Raw genomic sequence first — 17,722 nt, forward strand, 5'->3', positions numbered from 1 at the left:
TTATTCTTGTGATCGCTGTTCTTTCCATGAAAGTTTTTTCATGCTATTTATAATTAAAGGCAGTCCAATAAAAACGATCATTCCAGATGCAACAAGAGTTACATATAATTCTGGATTTCCAACAGGTAGATTTGTTGGAGGGAAAAAACCCACTATTGTAGCAAATGCTACTCCTAAAAAACCTATTCCTGCTACTATAAACATTCCAATAATTCCACCAGGAATTTTATATACTCGAGGAAGATCAGGTTGAGTAATTCTAAGATAAATAGCAGCAGCAAACATTAGCATATACATTACAAGATACAGTGTAACTGTCATTGCAGATAATACAAAGAAAGCAACACTTACATTATCTATAATAAAATATAAGCAAGCTAAAATAGATACTATAATAGCTTGGATTATTAAAATAGTTACTGGAGAACCATGCTTATTTACCTTAGCTAAAAAAGGAGGAATTTCACCTTGTTGTGCGGTAGCAAGTAGTCCTCTACTTGGTCCTGTGACCCAAGACATAACTCCACCAATAGATCCAAAAGCCATAAGTAATCCAAGGATAGGGGTAAGAATACTTAACTTATAGTGAGCAAAAAGTACTTGAAATGCCTGCATAAGCCCAGCAGTTAAACTCAATTGATCAGCTGGTATTACAAAAGCTACAGCAAGTGAACCTAATAGGAATAAAATAAAAATTATTATAGCAGCAATAAGCATTGCAAAAGGAAATTGACGGCTTGGATTTTCCATATCCACGACTTGCACAGCTTGTACCTCTACTCCAGCAAAAAGAAGAACAATCCCTGCAAGAAATGCAATACTACCAAGACCTACGATATGAGGAAACAGCACAGGATGATGATGCTCAACAACTGTTTGTCCTGAACTTAATGTTATTGTTTCTATAAACAAAGCATTATCATTTCCTTGAAATATCCATAGTGCACCTAAGACAATAATAAGTGCTCCTGGAAGCAGTGTTCCCCATACAACACCATATTTAGCAACAGAGTTTACTGCTTTTGATCCATTCAAAGCCACAACGGTTGCACACCAATAGACAATTAGCGTGACAATCCCAGTATAAGTACCACTAGCAGAAAGTTCAGGAGACATAAAAAAATATGCTAAACATGATGATGCAAATCCAAGCACTGTTGGATACCAGACAACGTTTTGTATCCACTGTAACCAAATAGCTGTAAAGCCCCATCGAGAACCAAAAGCTGCTTTTACCCAAGCATATACTCCTCCAGACTTACTACTAAAAGCACTTCCAAGTTCTGCAGATACCATTGCAGCAGGTAGTAAAAAGATAACAGTTGAAAATAAGATATAAAAAATCATTGAAAGGCCTTCCTTAGCCATCATTGGGAGCCCACGAAGACTCACAACAGCTGCAACTGTCATAAGAGCAAGAGTTGTAACAGTTACATGCTTTACTGAATTTCTTTCCATAAGAAAAACCCCTTTTAAGTTACAATATAACTAGTATGCTTTCTATTAGGTTACATCTTATTTTTATTATGTTATAAAAATAATGTATAATAACTGTAAATTTGATAAGTATATTCTATATAATATCGTATGTATTAGATGCATATTATTTTCATTACAATCTTTATATGTATCATTCAAGCGTATTTATATTATTGAATAATCTTTTATCATTATAAAATATAATAATATGTTATTTAATATATTATTTAGAAAAAATAAATATACAATGAATATTTGGAATGTTGTTTCTATTGGTATAGGATCAATGGTAGGAGCTGGAATATTTGCCCTATTAGGCCAAGCTATTCTTCTTGTTGGAAAAAATGCTTTTATTTCTTTTATTCTTGCAGGAATTATATCTTTACTATCAGGTTATTCATATGCAAAACTTGCATCAAGATACCCATCTTCATCTGGTATTTTAGAGTATTATAATAAAGGATTTTCATCAAAAGTGATTTCAGGAGGATTTTCTCTTTTATACCTGTTTACTCTTGCAATATCTATTTCAATGGTAGCTAAAACTTTTGGTTTATATCTTGCCGTAATGATATCTAATAACTACCAATTATCTATACCAGATAGTTATCTTTCAGACATCTTTTCTACAATCATTATCATTACTATTTTCCTTTTAAACACAAATATTGCTAAAGAAGTTGGAAAAGCTGAAACAACCCTTGTTGGAATCAAAGTAATTATCCTAAGTATATTAGTCATTGCAGGTCTTTCAACTATAGATATTGATATCATTATTAATAAACCATCAAGTTCTTCATTTAGTATAATAGGAAGTGTTGGATTAACATTCTTTGCTTATGCAGGCTTTGGAATGATGACTAATGCTTCAGGAGAAGTAAAAAATCCTAAAAAAACAATTCCTAGAGCTATTTTTATTGCTATCCTTTTTGTCATGTTTCTTTATACTACCTTATGTTTAGTTGTACTTGGTAATATTCCTTTAGAAGAAATAAAAAAACATGCAGATACAGCTATTGCTATTGCTGCACGGCCAGTTTTAGGTAATGCAGGATTCTTTATAATCTCTGTTGTAGCGTTACTTGCTACAGCTTCTGGTATTAATGCAATGATGTTTAGTGGGATAAGGATTGCTAAAGGTATGGCTGAAAAAAAACAACTACCATCTATCTTTTTGAAAAAAACAAAATTTATAGGTAATGGTACAATTGGAATGACATACTCAATCATAGGAATTATTATAATAACAAACATTTTTAACTTGCAATCGATAGCAAATATGGCTAGTATAATATTTTTGTTATGCTATTTAGCTGTATTTATTGCTAACTGGAAGCTTAGGAAAGAAACTCAATCTTTAAAATTGCTTATTGTTATTGGTATTGTTTCAATGTCTGCTATTTTACTTTCATTTATATATACAATTATTCAAACAACACCTATGACTTCTATTCTTCTTTTAATATTTTTAGTCTTTTCTTTCCTTTTAGAGTATTTTTTGATAAAGTATGTTACATAATTGATTAATAAATAGTAACTTATTATAGTTTTTATATATCTTTCTATATAACTTGTAATTTTTTGTTAGCCTAGCTAGATTATTTTGCTTAATAGCTTGAAAAAAACATTTCTTCTTGCATTATATAAATATTTGCGATAGGAACCGTTAAGCAGATTTTATATTATTAAATAATACATTCTTATCGTAAACAATATCAATATGTTAAGATTCTTCTGTATTCAGAGTTTCTGTATCAAGTAGGCTTGTACGTGAGTTTTCTCGTTCTGGCTTTAGCCAGTTTTACCCACCTTAAAACAGTAATAATGGACTCCTATGCGGAAAAAGAAAACTCCCCCTGTTGAAGAAGTTCAAGAAGGCACTACTATGAGCCTTACTGAACTTAAGACTATGAATATGCCAAAGCTAATGGAGCTTGCAGAGGATTATACTATAGAAAATGCAAGTTCTATGAGGAAGCAAGAACTTATCTTTACGCTTCTGCAGGCTTGTGCATCACGTAGCGGTGGCATCTATGGAGATGGTGTATTAGAAATTTTATCGGATGGATATGGTTTTTTACGCTCTCCTCTCTCTAGCTATATGCCTGGTCCTGATGATATTTATGTCTCCCCCTCTCAAATCCGAAGATTTCACCTGAGAAAAGGAGATATTGTATCAGGGCAAATCCGCCCACCAAAAGAAGGAGAACGCTACTTTGCATTACTTAAAGTAAAAGAAATTGGATATGAAGTACCTGATAATGCAAAACATATTGTTCTTTTTGATAATCTAACACCTATTTATCCCAACCAACGATTATTGATGGAAAATAGTGATAAAAATTATTCATGTCGAGTTATTGACTTGATGTCTCCTATTGGACGAGGCCAACGTGGACTTATTGTTGCACCTCCAAGAACTGGTAAGACTATTCTTTTACAAAATATTGCTAATTCAATTAATGCAAACAATCCTGATGTATATCTTATTGTCTTATTAATTGATGAAAGACCAGAAGAAGTCACAGATATGGAGCGTACAGTTAACAATGCTGAAGTTATAAGCTCTACATTTGATGAACCACCACAACGTCATGTACAAGTCTGTGAAATGGTTCTTGAAAAAGCAAAACGACTTGTTGAAAGAAAAAAAGATGTTGTTATTTTATTAGACTCTATTACTCGTTTAGGTCGAGCATATAATGCTGTAACACCTTCTTCAGGTAGAGTTCTTTCTGGAGGCCTTGATGCCAATGCACTACAGCGTCCTAAACGTTTTTTAGGAGCAGCAAGAAATATTGAGGGAGGAGGCAGTCTAACAATAATTGCCACAGCCCTTATTGATACTGGGTCAAGGATGGACGAAGTTATATTTGAAGAGTTCAAAGGTACAGGTAATATGGAGATCTATCTTGACCGTCACCTTGCTGAAAAACGTATATTTCCTGCTATTGATATTAATCGTACTGGAACACGTAAAGAAGATCTTCTATTACCAGAGGATGTATTAAATCGGGTTTGGATTCTTAGAAAACTTCTTGCACCAATGTCGTCTATTGATAGTATGGAATTTCTCCTTGGTAAAATGCGAGGAACAAATTCTAATGAGGACTTTATTAACGCAATGAGTAAGTAATAAAGCAATGAATAATAGCTTGTAGTTAATATTTTAAAGAATACTTCATTCCATTAACCGATCATTAACTAAACACAAAAAAGTCTGTTAACAACTAAACAGACTTTTTTAATTTAAACTTAGTAACAATCAGGTATCAATTTTAAAGGGAGAGATCTCTCTCAACCGCTCTATAATTGCAGGTAATTCTTTAACAACTATATTAACTTCGTCAGCTGTAGAATAACGAGACAACGAAAAACGTATAGATCCATGTGCATATGTAAATGGAACACCCATAGCACGCAATACATGTGAGGGCTCAAGACTACCAGAAGTACATGCTGAACCAGAACTTGCACAAATACCATGTTGATCCATTAATAATAGAATAGCTTCTCCTTCAATATTCCTAAATGAAATGTTTGTTGTGTTTGGAACTCGATTATCTATATCTCCATTTACAACTGTATCTGTAATAGTAAGTATCTGTTTTTCTAAATTATCACGTAACACCTTTATATCATCACCATTAGTTTTTTCTAAATAATCCTGAGCAAGTTCAGCTGCTTTCCCAAGACCAATCACATAAGGTACATTCTCTGTTCCAGCACGACGGTTAAACTCTTGATGTCCACCTCTTAAATATGGTCTATATCGAGTTCCTGTCTTGACATAAAATGCTCCTATCCCTTTAGGTGCATGAATTTTATGCCCTGATAAAGAAAGATAATCTATATTTAAGGCCTTAAGATCTACAGGTATCTTCCCTACTGCTTGAACAGCATCCGTATGAAACAATACATCTTTTTCTTTCACAATTTCAGCAATTTGTTGAATAGGAAAGATAGTTCCTGTTTCATTATTAGCATACATAATAGAAACAATAGCTGTATTGTGTGTTATAGAAGATCTTAATTCATCTAAATCTAGTCTACCCTTATTATCTACATCTAAGTAGGTAACTTTATATCCCTTTGATTCAAGATTGTTACAAACAGAAAGGATAGCCGCATGTTCAACACGTGTTGTAATAATATGCCTCTTTTCAGGGTGGAGCTGTATAGCAGACCATATAGCAGAAGCATCACTCTCTGTTCCACAAGAAGTAAAAAAGACTTCTTCTGGTTCAGCACCAATAAGGGATGCAACCTGCTCTCTTGCATTTTGGATATATCTTCCAACAGCTCCTCCAAAAGTATGCATGCTTGAAGCATTTCCATAATACTCACTAAAAAAAGGCATCATGACTTCAACAACTTCAGGGGCTACTTGTGTAGTAGCATTGTTGTCAAAGTAGATAACCGTATTCATGCATTAACCTCCTCAACAATAATGTCAGAATCAACATGCTCATGAAGAATTTTCTCTATAAATTGTGAAAGTGTAATTTGACGAGACTTACAGCCTGTACAGTTACCTCTCATAGCGACTGTTACTAATGGTCCATTAACATCAATAAGTTCTACACTACCACCATCTGTTTTTAATACCGGATTTATTTCTTCATCTAAAAGATGAAGAATTTTTTGCATTCTTTGGACATTTGTAAGAACAGGTTTAGAGGTTGTTTCTTTTTTTAAAAGACCTTGGAGTTCATCAAGAATAACTTGAATATCTTCTAAACAATCTCCACAACCACCACCAGCTTTTGTATAATCAGTAACCTCATCTACTGTTTTAAGATCATTTTCTGCCACAGTTTTACGAATATGTTCGTCTGAGACACCAAAACATTTACATACAATAACTTCATCATGACAATGTGGACCACTAGTAGCCTCTCCTCTCCAATTTTTTAAAGCTGCTTCAAGAGCTTCTTCTCCCATAACAGAACAGTGCATTTTTTCTCTAGGAAGACCACCAAGTTGTGCTACAATATCTTTATTAGTAATTTTTGATGCTTCTTCAACAGTTTTACCTTTTAACATTTCAGTCAAAATTGAACTTGAAGCTATGGCACTCCCACAACCAAAGGTAAGAAATGAAGCATCTTCAATAACTTCATTTTCATTAATTTTTAAAAAGAGTTTTAATGCATCCCCACAAGAAAGGCTTCCAACTTCACCAATAGCATTTGCGTCAGGAAGTTCTCCTGCATTCTTAGGACGAAGAAAAAGCTCTTTAACAGTATCAGTATATTCCCACATTACTTATTATCCTCCGATTTGAGCATGTATCTTTTCATTGTATTACAAGCTTTATCTACTCTATTTAAATATAGTTTAATTCTGTGTATCATTTATGTAAACATAAGATCAAATGCTTTTAATGGAAGAGGGTTATGAATATTTTTATTTTGTGAAAAAAACAACATCATTACTATAGTATAAAATTATATTTATATGGTTAGAGAACATCAAAAAAAATAATATGGACTTCTTATAAAATAAGATTAGTTCGTGTATGGTATCTCAATAAATGTACTATATTTTTAACTAAGATAAATATAACTAGTTCATAAAATTTTAATAATCTAGTAATTAAATTGTGAAAAAAACAACAGACTATTTTAGGAAATATTTAGTAAAAAAGTTAACTTGAGCTTGCTAAATAACTAGCTAAAGTAATAAGCTGTTATTCATAGCAACTTAGTATAGTAATAACTTTTTAGAACTTGTATATAGTTTTTGATTGGAATGAAAGAAAAGCTATCTTGTTTATTATATTAAAGTTATACCTATAGTAAAAATTTTTACTATAGGTATAACTTAGTGCTGTAATAATAAAAAATATTGGCCTAGTTGTACTAATAAATGAAAACTATATTAAATAATCTGACTATAATGAAAGTAAGTACTATTTCTATAGTATTATAGCTACCTGATAATATATGCTATCCCAATAAACCTATTGCTTTTTTTCTTCATTATGACCAACAACTCCTCCAGCTATTCCTCCAAGAGCTCCACCAAGGAGAGCCCCAATTGTGCCACTTCCTCCTGCAATCGCACTTATACCAGCACCTACAAGTGCTCCACCAGCGACACCAGTCAATGCTCCTTGTTGAGTTTTAGTAAGATTTGTACAACTTGTTAAAAGTAAAAATAAAGCTAATATAACTACAGATATTCCTTTCATATTATCCTCTCACCAAGTGTTACTTTGTATTTGGAGCCATAAATTCATACCATAATACCCATAGAACATCTTTATTCTTTTGTGTGGGATGCTCTTTGTACCATTTATCAATTTTATGTTGGATGTTCATCCAAGTATCATCTTTAAAAGTTTTAATCCATTTTTGGACAAAAAGAGATGGTTTTCTTCCTTCTTTATGAGCTATTTCTTGTTCGATAACGACGACACTAGATACTCCATAAAGAAAAGAAAGCTTCTCGTTTGTTGATGATTTCTCCCAATCACGACCAGTTAAATCACATTGTACATTATTTGCTATTGCAACAGGTGTAGTTAGTAAGCATAATGCAAAAAATAGACTACATATCATTAAAGCATATATCTTCATAATTCCTCCTTAGATACACAATAATGTATTAAGATATAATGGGATAGTAATATAGTCTATTATAGTAATCAATATCTTTAAAAAAATATTAAAACATAATCTTAATAGAATATATACTATAATGTCTTAGCTACTCTTGCAGTTCTATTTTCAAAACGTCGGATTGTAAGATGACAAATAGCTGTTGCTAATGCATCGCTTGTATCTATAGGCCAATCTGGTTTCACACCAAGAGAGCGTCCTACCATAAAGCTTACTTGCTCTTTTGTAGCTCTTCCATGACCAACTAACGTCTTTTTAATTGTTGTAGCTTCATAATCTTTAATTAATAGCCCTTGATTTGCACAAGCAACCACAGCAGCACCTCTGGCCTGTCCAAGTTTTAATGCTGTTAGTGGATTTTGAGCTGTAAAAACTTGCTCTACAGATGCTTCAACAGGTTTATATTTCATAATAATAGAACTTATTTCCTGAAAAATATGTGCAAGGCGCTCTGCAAATGAACCATTACAAGATGGTTGGATAACACCACAACAAACTAAATGTAATACTCCAGAAACCTCATGGACAATACCCCAACCTGTATTTCTGGAGCCAGGATCAATACCAATAACACTAATCACTATCTATCCCTTATTACTGTTAGTCTAAAAGGCATTAATTAGATATAAAAAAGTAATCAACTATGTATAGGTTATAATTCATTCATTATTTCATCAGGGATATCTACATTTGAATAAACTTGTTGAACGTCATCATAGTCTTCTAATGCTTCAAGAAGCTTAACAACTTTTTTAGCTGTTTCTATATCCACAGAAATCATATTTTGAGGAATCATAGCAAGCTCAGCTGACTGCATTATTAGTTTATCTGATTCAAACGCTTCTCTGACTGTATTAAAATCAGACATAGAAGTATGAATTTCCCATGTATCTCCTTCATCATGAAGATCATCTGCACCAGCTGCAAGCGCTGCTTCCATAAGTTCTTCTTCAGAATAGGCAGTTTTTTCAAAAACAAAAACGCCTTTACGCTCAAACATCCAACTTACAGAGCCGGATTCTCCCATTGACCCACCATTTTTTGACATTATATGTCGTAAATCTGCTACAGAACGGTTACGATTGTCAGTAGCAACTTCTATAAGAACTGCTACACCACCAGGCCCGTATCCTTCATACATAATTTCTGTTATATCTCCACCACTATCTTGCCCTGTCCCTTTACGGATAGCTGCCTCTATTTTATCTTTAGGAAGGTTAATAGACTTTGCTGCTGCAATTGCAGCTCGTAAACGAGGATTACCTGAAGGATCACCACCATTTTTAGCAGCAATAATGATTTCTTTTGCAGCTTTTGTAAATTCTTTCCCTCTCTTAGCATCCTGTCGACCTTTACGATGCTGAATATTGGCCCATTTACTATGCCCGGCCATGAAATCCTCCTAATTAACATTCTTCTATTACAATACACATCTTTACTTTTAAGAAGTAGTAAATCTTTTAAAACCTAATCCAACATAAAATATTTCTTTACTTTTTGTACGAGAGCTACAAGGTTTAAAAGATGTAACTCTCTCAAAATGCTGCCGCATTTCTTTTACAAGCTCTATAGTATCAGCTCCCATAAATATTTTCACAATAAAACTACCTTGTTGTAATAGATAGCACTTAGCTATAGCAAGTGCCTCTAGGCATAATTCAAGAGATCTAGAATGATCTGTAATTTTTACCCCTGTCGTTTGAGGAGCCATATCACTCATTATAACATGAAAAGGACCTTCTTTTATTAGTATATTATTAAATGAGTCTGAACGATGAAAAATATCTTCTTGAAAAAAAGAAACATTAGAAGGTAAAGGGATAGTTATTGTTTGAATATCACAAGATACCACTCTCCCTGTTTTTCCAACTTTTTCAGCAGCACCAAGGGACCATGAACCTGGAGATGCTCCTAAATCAAGAACACTCATTCCTTTTTGAAATAAACAAAAACGATTATCTATTTCTTTAAGTTTATAAATAGATCGTGCAGGATATTTTTCATGTTTAGCTTTAAGAAAATAATAGTCTCTATACGGTTTCATATGTGTAATATTTTTACATAGATGCTATAATATATAGCCTATTTATAGCATAATGGTTTATTCTATCATCCTCAAAGGGGAATATTATATATGAGTTCTTTGTATTGTAATATAACTTACAATGATAGAAAAGTTGTTTTTGATGAGTTAGGTAGAAAAAAAACATTGGCTTCTGGAAAAGACGACTTTGTTGATCTTTTTGGTAACTCTATAAAACAGATAAGTTTTGATAATCACCCTATATTATTACTTGGTATTGGACCTTTTCCCAATGCTTGGCAACAACTCTTTATTAATCAAGAGGAAAATAAAAAAATTTTTTGGATAGAAAGTCCTTTGTTTGAAAAACAAATGCCAGAAGAATGGCATAAATGTATTCCAGCTCATTGGAAAAAAATATCCCTTAAAGAACTACTTGAACTTCATACATTTCTAAAACTATCAGATTGTCGTATCTATCGATATCTCCCTTCATATCGCCTTTTTTCAACATTTTGGGGCATGGTTGTTGGAAAACTACAATTAACACATCTTAATTATGCACCATCTCTTTCATCTTCTTCTATCATTCTATCAGGAACTGAAAAAGAACTTTTAACCTACGAACTTAATATAGCCTGTCAACAAATTGGTTTTACTCCACTATACTTTCCTCATCAAGGAACTCTATCCCAACTTTGTCAAATAGTTAAAGAACAACAACCAAGTTTATTTCTTTCTATTAATCTGCAAGGACTTGATAGTGAAGGTTATTTTTTCTACTTATTACAAGCAGCAAAGATCCCTGTAGCAATTTGGTTAGTAGATAACCCATGGCATGTACTTTCTAAACTCCGATCACCTTGGTGGAAAGAAGCAACACTTTTTACTACTGATCATAGTTTTATTTATGAACTTCATAAGCATGGTGCACAAAATGTGTATGCTTTACCTCTAGCAGCATGGACAAAAACATTACTGCCTAATTCTACCAATTCAACAATTCATTCTTTAAACCCATTAGTATTTATTGGTAATGCTTCCTTCCCTAACAAAAAGAAATTTTTTTCTGGGTTACAACTACCAAGCTCAATAATATCTCAAGCAAAACTTCAACTAAATAACAATGATCCTCCCCATGTCCATTGGTGGGTTAAAAAGCTTGCTATTAAACAATACTGGCCTGATAAAAAGATACGTTTAGCTGGACTTGGTGCTGAGGAGTGTTCACTACTCAAACGTCAACTATGGCTAACTATTGCTGCAGAAAAAGGACTTACGCTTTTTGGTAATCCTGAGTGGAAATATCTTCTTCCCCCTAAAACCGATGTCAGGAGTCCTATTGATTACTATAAAACAGTCCCTCATGTATATAATCAGGCAAAGTATACTCTTAATGTTACAAGCCTCCTTCTTCCTAAAGGACTTACTCAACGACATTTTGACGTATGGATGTTTGATGGATTTCTTATCACAGACGCAACACCAGGATTATCCCTTTTCCCAAAAGAATTAACCGAATTTATTGCCATACAATCAGCAAAAGATCTTCATAGTTGTATTGAAAGATTTGAAAAAGATACGACTCTCCGATTACATCTTATGCATGCTTGGAAAAAGCATTTAATAGATTTTCACTTATATTCAAATAGGTTACAAAATATTTTATCTTTATTACAGATTAACATATAAAAGGAGCATAGATGTATAAAGAAAAAATAGTTGATGTAGCTATTAATGTCTTTGCAAAACCATACCAAACTTCACTTTCTATACTTTCTTTACTACGACATTCTGGATCTATTATTGATAAAATCTATTTTCAATTTGAACCATATGGGTCAAAATATGACTTATATCAACCATATATTATAGCTGATTATCTTAAAGACCAAGCTATTTGCTTTCAGCCACAGCAATGGATAGCTCTTAGTTCTGTAGACAAAAACCAACTTCATAATATTAATTACAGGCACTCAATACGCTATCAATATGCTTGGGAACATACAAACAAAAAATATCTTTTTATTATCCATAATGATGTCTTTTTTTTTAAAGATATTCTTACACCACTTATACAAAATATAGGCTCACATTTTGCCATTGGCCAACTTGGACAATGTTGGAATTGTCCTGCATCTCATATACAAATTGTGCAGGAAAGCATACCTAAGCTTTCTGCATGTCACCAAGAGAGATACCAACTTTTTCGCCCCACATTTATAGAACTTAAAAAACTTTATACTGTAGCTAAACAAAAGAATATTTTTGTTCGACCCTACTTAGAGAATTCGGAGTCTATTTTTCAAATACAACCATGGACACTTCCTGAATGTCGAATTAATGAATGGGCATGTCTTGTAAATATGGATATTTGTGCTCCATTGACAATTCCCATTGGTACTGTATTACCTTTTGGAGCTTTTTACCAATGTGGACCTATCTGTCTTGATACTTCAGTTGCTTGGTTTAAAGGTATGCATGAACATAACCTTACAGCAAAACATATGGATGTAAGCAAATATATGCAACATTGGATAGGTACTGGAAAAATGACGCGTATTAAATATGTAAAAGCTGAAAAAAATGCTTCTTATTTACTAAAAAAATACTTCCCTCATTTTGTAGATTGGTGCAGAACAAAAAATGTAATCTTTTAACATTAAAAAAGTGCAAAAAATGTAATAATATCTTTTTATAACTACTAGGATAATCTCTTAATGACAAATATTTCTCCATATTTTATTAATTTATTTAGTTTGACTTTATTAATCTTAACTAATAAATAGTATTAACTACAAATAAATAGATAATAGTTATATAATAGAATTAGTAAGAACTTAACACAGCTCTTGTTTATAATGAGGGAGTATCAGCACGTTAACTAACTATTGTATAAACTCTAACTAAAACCCAAATAATAACTTCATATATGTTAACGGAGAAAAATGCTATGTCAAAGCAGTTTGAAATATATAAATGTGAAAAGTGTGGAAATATCGTTGAATTGCTTTTTGCCTCAAGTGGTACTCTTTCCTGTTGTGGTCAACCTATGACTCTTATGAATGATAGTAATACATCTGGAGCTAAAGAAAAACATGTACCTATTATTGAAAATAATGGTTCAGGTTGCAAGGTAACTGTAAGTACAGTAATCCATCCAATGGAAGAAAAACACTGGATCGAATGGATTGAAATTGTTACAATCGATGGACACCATTGTAAAAAATTCCTTAATCCTGGAGATGAACCAATAGCATACTTTAACTATCCATTAGAGCAAATTGCTTATGCCAGAGAATACTGTAATCTTCATGGATTATGGGAAGTAAGCGTTAATTAGTTAGTAAGTATTGACTACTTTAACATCCTACTATAACGGAGTTCTTGATGACAAAGTATGAATGTGATGTATGTGGCTGGGTATATGATCCTGAAGAGGGAGATCCAGAGCATGGAATTGCTCCAGGAACAGCATTTGAAGATATTCCTGATGACTGGGTTTGTCCTGTTTGTGGCGCAGGCAAAGCTGACTTTTCTCCTATAGACTAAAATTAAAGAATCCATGGGAATGTATCATTCCCATGGATTCTTAATAATATTTTTACTAATGTAACCTATTAATGTTACAGTAAAATTTACTATATAAGTCCTATATCTTAATATATACAGATATGTTGGGCATCTATTCTTAAATAAAGGAAGAGCATAAAATGAAACCTGTTGAAATAACTAACGATATTTACTGGATAGGTGCTGTCGACTTTAATAAAAGAAATTTTCATGGATATAGCCGGTCACCTCAAGGTACAACATATAACTCATACCTTATCTGTGATGAAAAAAATGTTATTTTTGATACAGTAGATGAAGAATATTCAGGAGTAATGTTTTGTAGACTTGCTAAACGGCTCCCTGTAGATAAAGTTGATTATATTGTTATTAACCATACAGAAAAAGATCATGCAGGAGCTTTAAGTGAGCTTGTTACCCACTGCAAACCAGAAAAAATTTTTACATCAAATATAGGTAAAAAATTCTTAGATGCCCAATTTGACACAAGAGAGTGGCCTATTGAAATTGTATCAACAGGAGACTCTATCTCTATTGGAAAAAGAACAATACAGTTTCTAGATACTCGCATGCTCCATTGGCCAGATAGTATGGTATCTTATATCCCCGAAGAAAAACTTCTTATAAGTAATGATATTTTTGGCCAAAACTTAGCAACATCTGAACGCTTTGCAGATCAGTGTGATCCATCAAGTGTTAAAAAGCGTACTAAAGAATATTTCTATAACATCATCCTCCCTTTTTCTACACAAGTTAGAAAAACATTAGATAATTTTAAAGAAATACAACTTGATATACAAATCATAGCTCCAGATCATGGTGTCATTTATAGAACAGCTGAAGACTGTGATAGAGTTCTTAATCTCTATAGAGAAATGGCAGAACAAAAATTAAAACAACGTGCTGTTATTGTCTTTGAAACAATGTGGGGATCAACAAAAAAAATGGCTTATGCTATAGGCTCAGGTTTTGATGAAGAAAATGTCCCCTACTCTATTATTGATATACAAAAAAATCACCATAGTGATGTTATGACTGCTTTAGCTGATGCCAGTGGTATTATCATAGGCTCAGCTACACATAATAACTCCTACCTTCCAGGAATTGCAGATCTACTTCACTATATGCAAGGACTTCGTCCTAAAAATCTTATTGGAGGTGGCTTTGGCTCTTATGGCTGGTCTGGTGAAGCAGCAAAAGATATTCAAGCAATATTAAGTTCAATTGGTGTAGAAACACCATCTGAACCTCTAAGAGGGACATTCATACCTAAACATCAACTACTAAGAGATTGTTTTAATTTTGGAAAAACTATTGCACAGGCACTAAAAAATAAAGGACAATATTAAATAAAAAAAGTCAGTGATTATCTTTTTATAAGATGAATTTAACTACTTTAAACTTCATAAAAAATTAGTTATTATTTAATTTGTAGTTTTTAGTGCTAAACGCATTTTTACCTTTAACTAAAGATAAAAGGGGAATTGCATGGATGTTGTTATGCTGTCACGGCTCCAGTTTGCTGTAGCTGTTTTTTTTCACTTTATCTTTGTTCCTCTTACACTTGGACTAACGGTCATTCTTGCTTTAATGGAAACAAAGTATGTGAAGACTGGTGAAGAAGTGTATAAAAAAATGGCTAAATTCTGGGGAAAACTATTCTTAATAAATTTTACGTTAGGAGTAGTTACAGGTATTACCCTTGAATTTCAATTTGGTACAAACTGGTCTAAGTATTCTGAATATGTAGGTGATGTTTTTGGTTCTTTATTAGCCATTGAAGCCACAGCAGCTTTCTTCCTTGAATCAATATTTATTGCTGTATGGGCCTTTGGTTGGGATAAAATTGGGAAGAAAATGCATCTTACGGCAATATGGTTAGTAGCCTTTGCCTCTAATATGTCTGCTCTTTGGATTATCCTTGCTAATGGTTGGATGCAACATCCTGTAGGATATGTATTAAGAAATGGCCGTGCTGAGTTAGATGATTTTATGGCTGTTTTCTTAAATCCATATGGTTGGGGACAATTTTTTCATACTATTTTTGCTTCATGGATGTTATCAGGGTTCTTTGTTCTAGGAATCTCTGCTTGGCATCTCTATCGTAAAAATCAAATGGATTTCTTCAAGCGTTCAGTTAACATAGCTGCTCCATTTACATTAATATTTGCTATTATTGTTGCATTATTAGGACATCAGCAAGGTCAATCTGTTGCTCATCATCAACCAGCAAAACTTGCTGCTATGGAATGTCACTGGGAAACAGGAAGTGATGTACCTATGTATCTTCTTGTTTGGCCAGATGTTGAAGAAAAACGCAATATTATCCAAGCACTTCCTATTCCTGGATTATTAAGTTTTCTTGCAGACAATACAACAAGTGCTGAAGTTGTAGGCCTAAATAGCTTTCCAGATGACGACCTTCCTCCTATTTTACCTACCTTCCTTTCATTTCGATTTATGGTAGCTACTGGTCTACTATTCATTCTTTTTGCATGGCTAGCTTGGTGGTATAGAGATAGGCTTGAATATCACCCTAAGCTACTAAAATGTCTTATCTATCTTATTCCACTACCATACTTATCAATTATGGCTGGCTGGGCAGTAGCTGAAATAGGAAGACAACCTTGGATTGTTTATGGACTTATGAGAACAAAGGATGCTGTTTCCCCTATTCCAGAATCTTCAGTCTGGATTTCCCTTATAAGTTTCATTGTAGTTTACTCATTTCTTGGCATTTTAGATATTTATCTCCTAGCCAAATACGGACGTAAAGGTCCCCAGGCATAAACCTTTATACTAGGGAGAATCAGGAGAATTATATGCTTGAAACAATATGGTTTGTTCTTTGGGGACTGCTTTGGGCAGTATACTTTGTACTTGATGGATTTGATCTAGGAATGGGTTCACTCATGCCATTTCTAGCAAAAACAGATACTGAAAAACGTATAATTTATAATGCAGCTGGACCCTATTGGGATGGAAATGAAGTTTGGCTTATTACTGCAGGAGGAGCTACTTTTGCAGCTTTCCCTAAAGCGTATGCTGTCATGTTTAGTGCATTATATGCTCCTCTTCTTATTATACTCTTTGCCTTAATTTTCCGGGCAGTTGCATTTGAGTTCAGAAATAAAATAGATACTCCCTTCTGGCGTAGTTTATGGGATTTATTTCTATTTTTAGGAAATTTTATTCCTGCTCTACTACTAGGAGTAGCATTTGCTAATTTATTTATGGGAATTCCTATTGATAGATATGGTGTATATTATGGCAATCTACTAATGCTGTTAAATCCATATGGTATCTTAGGTGGTATTTTCTTTGTTATCATGTTCTGTGTACATGGAGCACTATGGCTTGCACTAAAGTCTGAAGGCCTACTTCATGCCAAAGCTGTTGTAACAGCTAAAGGATTGTGGTTTATTCTTGCAGCATTAACTATAGCCTTTCTTGTCATGACTTATTACTATACTAACCTTTATGACAATTATGAAATTACACCAGCGCTTCTTGCATTTCCTGTTATAGCTGCTCTTTCACTTATCTTTATCCAGCTTATGCTTAATAAAGAAAAGCTCTTGCTTGCATGGATTTGTAGTGCGTTATTCATCTTATGTGTAACATTCTTTGGTGTACTAGGAATGTATCCAAGTTTAATCATCTCTAGTATAAATCCAACATATAGTGTAACAATCATGAATGGGGCATCTAGTCCTTTAACACTTAAAATTATGTTAGGTGTTGTCATTGGTTGTATACCTATTGTTATTGCCTACCAGGCATGGGTTTACTATACTTTTGCTCATAAAGTAACATCTGAATCTATCCATGCTGATGATCATGCTTATTAAAAGATTATATAACTAGAAAAAAAGGCTGTTTATATACAAACAGCCTTTTTTTCTAATCAATAAAAGTATTGCATATGAAGAATACTCTAATAGATACTTCTATCATACAGTAATCCATTAGAAAAAATTTTACTATATGGTATGCAATCAGCTATTATATATATATATAA

Annotated in this window: 17 protein-coding genes; 9 read left to right on the top strand and 8 right to left on the bottom strand. The window is 33.1% G+C overall.

The genetic code is table 11. From position 1 onward, the window contains the following. Entirely contained in the window at positions 1 to 1,458 is a 1,458-nt protein-coding gene (locus tag LI_RS01455; RefSeq protein ID WP_011526344.1) for an amino acid permease, read from the bottom strand. A 268-nt stretch (positions 1,459 to 1,726) separates the two neighbouring features. Here LI_RS01455 and LI_RS01460 point away from each other — a divergent pair, with 268 nt between their 5' ends. Then, positions 1,727 to 2,998, top strand: coding sequence for an APC family permease (locus LI_RS01460; RefSeq protein WP_011526345.1), 1,272 nt, complete (start codon positions 1,727 to 1,729; stop codon positions 2,996 to 2,998). A 366-nt stretch (positions 2,999 to 3,364) separates the two neighbouring features. After that, positions 3,365 to 4,615, top strand: a complete 1,251-nt coding sequence (gene rho, locus LI_RS01465) for a transcription termination factor Rho (RefSeq protein ID WP_011526346.1) — start codon at positions 3,365 to 3,367, stop codon at positions 4,613 to 4,615. A 129-nt stretch (positions 4,616 to 4,744) separates the two neighbouring features. On the opposite strand, the gene nifS is transcribed toward rho, so the two are convergent. The 7 genes from nifS to LI_RS01500 all read right to left on the bottom strand — a co-directional run bounded on the left by nifS (position 4,745) and on the right by LI_RS01500 (position 10,149). After that, the gene (gene nifS / locus LI_RS01470) at positions 4,745 to 5,908 is read right to left on the bottom strand and encodes a cysteine desulfurase NifS (RefSeq protein ID WP_011526347.1); all 1,164 of its coding nucleotides are present in this window, start codon (positions 5,906 to 5,908) and stop codon (positions 4,745 to 4,747) included. Further along, entirely contained in the window at positions 5,905 to 6,744 is an 840-nt protein-coding gene (gene nifU, locus LI_RS01475) for a Fe-S cluster assembly protein NifU (RefSeq protein WP_015353712.1), read from the bottom strand. Before nifU ends, nifS begins: the two co-directional genes overlap by 4 nt. A 700-nt stretch (positions 6,745 to 7,444) precedes the next feature. Further along, complete coding sequence (locus LI_RS01480) at positions 7,445 to 7,675, bottom strand: glycine zipper domain-containing protein (protein WP_015353713.1); 231 nt, start codon at positions 7,673 to 7,675, stop codon at positions 7,445 to 7,447. 19 nt (positions 7,676 to 7,694) lie between these two features. Beyond that, entirely contained in the window at positions 7,695 to 8,063 is a 369-nt protein-coding gene (locus LI_RS01485; RefSeq protein ID WP_011526349.1) for a hypothetical protein, read from the bottom strand. A 116-nt stretch (positions 8,064 to 8,179) separates the two neighbouring features. Then, positions 8,180 to 8,686, bottom strand: a complete 507-nt coding sequence (ruvC, locus tag LI_RS01490; RefSeq protein ID WP_011526350.1) for a crossover junction endodeoxyribonuclease RuvC — start codon at positions 8,684 to 8,686, stop codon at positions 8,180 to 8,182. Between the two features lie 71 nt (positions 8,687 to 8,757). Next, positions 8,758 to 9,498: a YebC/PmpR family DNA-binding transcriptional regulator gene (locus tag LI_RS01495; RefSeq protein ID WP_011526354.1), complete on the bottom strand. Its 741-nt coding sequence runs from the start codon at positions 9,496 to 9,498 to the stop codon at positions 8,758 to 8,760. 48 nt (positions 9,499 to 9,546) lie between these two features. After that, positions 9,547 to 10,149, bottom strand: coding sequence for an RlmE family RNA methyltransferase (locus tag LI_RS01500; RefSeq protein WP_011526355.1), 603 nt, complete (start codon positions 10,147 to 10,149; stop codon positions 9,547 to 9,549). Between the two features lie 90 nt (positions 10,150 to 10,239). Between LI_RS01500 and LI_RS01505 the strand changes: the two genes are divergently transcribed. From LI_RS01505 to cydB, 7 genes are all read left to right on the top strand, one after another. Continuing rightward, a complete protein-coding gene (locus LI_RS01505; protein ID WP_011526356.1) occupies positions 10,240 to 11,820 on the top strand; it encodes a glycosyltransferase family protein in 1,581 nt (526 codons plus the stop codon). A gap of 11 nt (positions 11,821 to 11,831) precedes the next feature. After that, a complete protein-coding gene (locus tag LI_RS01510) occupies positions 11,832 to 12,788 on the top strand; it encodes a hypothetical protein (protein ID WP_011526357.1) in 957 nt (318 codons plus the stop codon). Between the two features lie 293 nt (positions 12,789 to 13,081). Then, positions 13,082 to 13,471 (top strand): desulfoferrodoxin, encoded by a 390-nt coding sequence (locus LI_RS01515; protein WP_015353714.1) that lies wholly within the window; start codon positions 13,082 to 13,084, stop codon positions 13,469 to 13,471. Between the two features lie 47 nt (positions 13,472 to 13,518). Beyond that, positions 13,519 to 13,680, top strand: a complete 162-nt coding sequence (gene rd, locus LI_RS07420) for a rubredoxin (protein ID WP_076628035.1) — start codon at positions 13,519 to 13,521, stop codon at positions 13,678 to 13,680. A 161-nt stretch (positions 13,681 to 13,841) separates the two neighbouring features. After that, the gene (locus LI_RS01520; protein ID WP_011526359.1) at positions 13,842 to 15,050 is read left to right on the top strand and encodes an FprA family A-type flavoprotein; all 1,209 of its coding nucleotides are present in this window, start codon (positions 13,842 to 13,844) and stop codon (positions 15,048 to 15,050) included. 139 nt (positions 15,051 to 15,189) lie between these two features. Beyond that, positions 15,190 to 16,491, top strand: coding sequence for a cytochrome ubiquinol oxidase subunit I (locus LI_RS01525; RefSeq protein WP_011526360.1), 1,302 nt, complete (start codon positions 15,190 to 15,192; stop codon positions 16,489 to 16,491). Positions 16,492 to 16,523: 32 nt separating this feature from the next. Next, positions 16,524 to 17,552 (top strand): cytochrome d ubiquinol oxidase subunit II, encoded by a 1,029-nt coding sequence (cydB, locus tag LI_RS01530; protein WP_011526361.1) that lies wholly within the window; start codon positions 16,524 to 16,526, stop codon positions 17,550 to 17,552. Positions 17,553 to 17,722: the final 170 nt, after the last annotated feature.

Origin of the sequence: Lawsonia intracellularis PHE/MN1-00 (assembly GCF_000055945.1) — a bacterium.
GTDB classification, from domain to species: domain Bacteria; phylum Desulfobacterota; class Desulfovibrionia; order Desulfovibrionales; family Desulfovibrionaceae; genus Bilophila; species Bilophila intracellularis.

Bases quoted from the DNA above. Each gene is read 5' to 3' on its own strand.
- nifU (WP_015353712.1), bottom strand. From the start codon at position 6,744: ATGTGGGAATATACTGATACTGTTAAAGAGCTTTTTCTTCGTCCTAAG.
- LI_RS01505 (WP_011526356.1), top strand. From the start codon at position 10,240: ATGAGTTCTTTGTATTGTAATATAACTTACAATGATAGAAAAGTTGTT.
- rd (WP_076628035.1), top strand. From the start codon at position 13,519: ATGACAAAGTATGAATGTGATGTATGTGGCTGGGTATATGATCCTGAA.
- rho (WP_011526346.1), top strand. From the start codon at position 3,365: ATGAGCCTTACTGAACTTAAGACTATGAATATGCCAAAGCTAATGGAG.
- LI_RS01485 (WP_011526349.1), bottom strand. From the start codon at position 8,063: ATGAAGATATATGCTTTAATGATATGTAGTCTATTTTTTGCATTATGC.
- nifS (WP_011526347.1), bottom strand. From the start codon at position 5,908: ATGAATACGGTTATCTACTTTGACAACAATGCTACTACACAAGTAGCC.
- LI_RS01500 (WP_011526355.1), bottom strand. From the start codon at position 10,149: ATGAAACCGTATAGAGACTATTATTTTCTTAAAGCTAAACATGAAAAA.
- LI_RS01495 (WP_011526354.1), bottom strand. From the start codon at position 9,498: ATGGCCGGGCATAGTAAATGGGCCAATATTCAGCATCGTAAAGGTCGA.
- LI_RS01525 (WP_011526360.1), top strand. From the start codon at position 15,190: ATGGATGTTGTTATGCTGTCACGGCTCCAGTTTGCTGTAGCTGTTTTT.
- LI_RS01510 (WP_011526357.1), top strand. From the start codon at position 11,832: ATGTATAAAGAAAAAATAGTTGATGTAGCTATTAATGTCTTTGCAAAA.
- LI_RS01515 (WP_015353714.1), top strand. From the start codon at position 13,082: ATGTCAAAGCAGTTTGAAATATATAAATGTGAAAAGTGTGGAAATATC.
- LI_RS01480 (WP_015353713.1), bottom strand. From the start codon at position 7,675: ATGAAAGGAATATCTGTAGTTATATTAGCTTTATTTTTACTTTTAACA.
- cydB (WP_011526361.1), top strand. From the start codon at position 16,524: ATGCTTGAAACAATATGGTTTGTTCTTTGGGGACTGCTTTGGGCAGTA.
- LI_RS01455 (WP_011526344.1), bottom strand. From the start codon at position 1,458: ATGGAAAGAAATTCAGTAAAGCATGTAACTGTTACAACTCTTGCTCTT.
- LI_RS01520 (WP_011526359.1), top strand. From the start codon at position 13,842: ATGAAACCTGTTGAAATAACTAACGATATTTACTGGATAGGTGCTGTC.
- LI_RS01460 (WP_011526345.1), top strand. From the start codon at position 1,727: ATGAATATTTGGAATGTTGTTTCTATTGGTATAGGATCAATGGTAGGA.